The 3535-nt window shown below is 56.4% G+C and carries 3 protein-coding genes; all 3 read right to left on the bottom strand.

The annotated features are described in order from the left end of the window. Positions 1–412: 412 nt before the first annotated feature. Positions 413–1330: a CPBP family intramembrane glutamic endopeptidase gene (locus tag HFP89_RS14910; RefSeq protein WP_168718468.1), complete on the bottom strand. Its 918-nt coding sequence runs from the start codon at positions 1328–1330 to the stop codon at positions 413–415. 73 nt (positions 1331–1403) lie between these two features. Continuing rightward, positions 1404–1928, bottom strand: coding sequence for a hypothetical protein (locus HFP89_RS14905; protein WP_168718467.1), 525 nt, complete (start codon positions 1926–1928; stop codon positions 1404–1406). A gap of 144 nt (positions 1929–2072) precedes the next feature. Beyond that, entirely contained in the window at positions 2073–3233 is a 1161-nt protein-coding gene (locus HFP89_RS14900; protein WP_168718466.1) for a phosphoglycerate kinase, read from the bottom strand. Positions 3234–3535: the final 302 nt, after the last annotated feature.

The raw sequence follows: 3535 nt of genomic DNA, 5'->3' as shown, positions 1-3535 counted from the left end.
GGCGTTTGCGACAACAACACCGGCAACGACCCGGCAGCACCGTTCCTGGCCAACAATCCTGCGGTGACCGGATACTCGTTGGGCATTCCGTTGGCAGTCGAATTCCAACGCAACTGATGGACCACCGACGCTAGACCGTTCAGCGCCATCCGATCGGGTGGCGTTGTCGTTTCTGGGACAGAATAAGCACGCAGGGAACGAGAAGGCTCGCGTCGCGGTTCGCGCGCCGGTTCTTGAAGGGTGGGTGTCCACTTTGTTCCTGCATGTTCAGGTTGTTTAGCTGATTCAAGAAACAAGACGCCCCCCCCTAAGACCCTCTAGGAGATAGAGCCAGGCAGTCTCTTGTGCGTCATCAGGACCAACCTACAAAACAAGAACGGACCCCAGAGCATTCAAGACAAATTCGAGTAAATCAATCCCACAGAAACACTGACAGCAGCAAACCAACGAGCAGGGGAACCGTATTGTTCCAAATATGAGCAAAAATCGTCAGAACTATAGAGCTAGAGTAGTGCCTGATCAAGAAAAGCACCAGACCCAACGTAAAAACAGTGGGTAAATAAGCGTGCGCTGCCGATGCTTGTGGGTTGAATATGTGAACAAGCATAAAAAACCAGCTTGAGGCGAGACAGACAAGCCAAGTGGGCAAACGGTTAATGGTTCGCTTATAAGCCCATTGCCGAAATACGGCTTCTTCGAACACCGGAGCAATAAGAATCAAGTAGAAAATCGCCGAAGGTAACATCATGATCTTTGGCAGAGACTCGGAAAATCCAGCGCCCCCTGGAAAGATCAAACTAAATATCGAGACCATGCTCAGCGTAAATGCTGGCAGTGCGACGACAGCCCAAAAATATGTTTTAAAGAAATTTAATCCGTTCCTTAAATCCTGCCGAAAATCAACATCCCTCAAGAACCAAGCAGCGATAGAAAGCGGAAACATCGCAAACAGTAAAACCCACCATTTCGATAGCGGAAGCTGCTCATAGCCAGCGTCGATCTCAATTCCTGTAATAGCTACACCATCGAACCTTCCAAGCTCTTGGTCAAGCGAGCTATCGCTATCCATTAGACAAGTGAAGACAATAAAATTCTCTTGCTGCTCTACAGTCTCTTGCTTAATGCATCCAGAAGACCGAAGTAGGTCACTTAATTGGGCAATTAGTCCTTCAACTTTCCCCGAAGAAACACCTTCTATGTCATAGGAGATTCTGTAGAGATCTCTTGTTTCTGATAACAATATCGCAAAGATCCCAAAAATAATGCCCACAGACATCGCAACAAGAAATGACTGTCCGAATGGAGCAGCGCTTTTAAGAAATTTGGACATCAAACCTCCGATAGCCAAAAACCGCAGCCTTGAAATTCAAGACTGCGGCTTATGGCCCGATTGTTACGACCTGTTATGGGGTTTGCAAATGATGGTTAGGGTGGAAGCAATGGCCAGAAACATTACCGCAACCCGATACGCCATTAAGGCTAAACGTCATTCCTTGTGAATTACATGCATTCCTGAGCCGCCGAATGTTGGCGCTGGCGCGAACCTCACAAACAAGGGCAGCAACGAAACCACCAACGCTGCAGCCAGCTGCAGCCCAAGGACTGGAGAAGCAAGGAAGTGGAACGCCTTGAGCATAGTACTCGTCCAATGCTGCTTGAGGAATTGAGCCAGCAAGAATTTCCCCATCCGAGGTTGTAACCATCCACATTTCTGAGCCGAGGTCGACCTCGACGTCCTGAACACCACCCCAGTCATCAACCAATTCGTAGACTACCGTTTCAGCAGCAGCGTTTGCTACTACAGAATGCTCATCAAGCTGGCTAGACAGATCAACCTGCTGCGCCATAACATTTTGCGACCCTGCCGCCAATACGAGCGCAGCCAAGAAAAACTCAATGTTCATAAAGGACTGAATAGAAGTTCGCATGTTCATTCTCCCGAATGTGTTGAAACCATGTTTTGCGAGCACAGTTTCGCGAGAGAGACAATGCAATAAAATCAGAATTCACTGTTATTTTTGGTAGGAAAATCGCTCGATCATGTAGGAAAATGCCTGATCAAGGAAGGCGATTCAGGACCGGAGCGCTACCAACGCCGGCAACTCCTTCCCCTCCACATACTCCAGAAACGCCCCACCCGCCGTCGAGATGTAATCCACCTTCCCCGCGACCCCGAATTTCTCGATCGCAGCGATGGTGTCGCCGCCGCCGGCCAGGGTGAAGCCGGAGCAGCTGGCGACGGCGTGGGCGATGGCCTTGGTGCCGCCGGAGAAGGCATCGAACTCGAATACGCCGACCGGGCCGTTCCAGATGACGGTGCCGGCGCCCTTGATGATCTCGGCCAGGTGGCCGGCGGTCTCGGGGCCGATGTCCAGGATCATCTCGTCGGCGTGGATCTTGGATACGTCGCGCAAGCTGGCGTGGGCTTCCTGGTGGAAGCGCTCGGCGGTCATCAGGTCGGTGGGCAGCGGGATGGCCGCGCCCTTTTCTTCGGCCTTCTTCATCAGGGCCTTGGCGGTGTCGACCAGGTCGGGCTCGTGCAGGGACTTTCCGATGCGGTGGCCGGCTGCGGCCAGGAAGGTGTTGGCGATGCCGCCGCCGACGATCAGCTGGTCGACCTTTTCGATCAGCGCTTCGAGCACCTGCAGCTTGCCGGAGACCTTGGCGCCGCCGACGATGGCCACCATCGGCCGCGCCGGGTCGGCCAGGGCCTTGTCCAGTGCGTTGACCTCGGCGGCCAGCAGCGGGCCGGCGCAGGCGGACTTGCTGTGACGGATGACGCCCTCGGTCGAGGCCTGGGCGCGGTGGGCGGTGGCGAAGGCGTCCATGCAGAAGATGTCGCACAGCGCGGCCATCTTCTTCGCCAGCTCGTCGTCGTTGGCCTTTTCGCCCTTGAGGAAGCGGACGTTCTCGAGCAGCACCAGCTGGCCGGGTTCGACGTCGACGCCGTCGATCCAGTCGGTGACCAGGTCCACCGGCTGGCCGAGCAGCTCGGTGAGCTTTTCGGCGACGGGCTTCAGCGAAAACTCATCACTCGGCTCGCCCTCGGTGGGGCGGCCCAGGTGGCTCATGACCATCACCGCCGCACCGGCGTCCAGCGCCTGGCGCATGGTCGGCAGCGAGGCCTGGATGCGTGCTTCGCTGGTCACGCGGCCGTCGGCGATGGGCACGTTCAGGTCGGCGCGGATGAGGACGCGTTTTCCGGAGAGGTCGAATTGGTCGAGGGTTTTCATAGGGGCAGTCGTCGGTTCTCAGTCGTCAGTTGTCAGTGGACAGCGAAATGCCGCCGGACGCCGTTGGAGGGCGGGCTCGCGGGCGGTGATGCGGTCTGGATCGGTTTGCGGTCTGCCATGCCGAGCACCCTGCGCGCCCCCGCGCTCCGGTCAGTCCCTGAGTGAAGGGTGCCAGATTCGGGCGGGCGGTGCCAGTCGGAAGGGGCTGGCGCCAGGGTTCGATGGGCGATTGCGTCACGAGGTCCCGGGTTCCGGCTGCGCCGGCCCCGGGACGACGAGGTGTAGAAGGCCGGCGCCAGGGT

The organism is Wenzhouxiangella sp. XN79A (assembly GCF_012272825.1).
In the GTDB taxonomy this organism is placed as follows: domain Bacteria; phylum Pseudomonadota; class Gammaproteobacteria; order Xanthomonadales; family Wenzhouxiangellaceae.
Note: the sequence above shows the minus strand (reverse complement) of the source record. Positions and strands in the feature narration are given on the sequence as shown.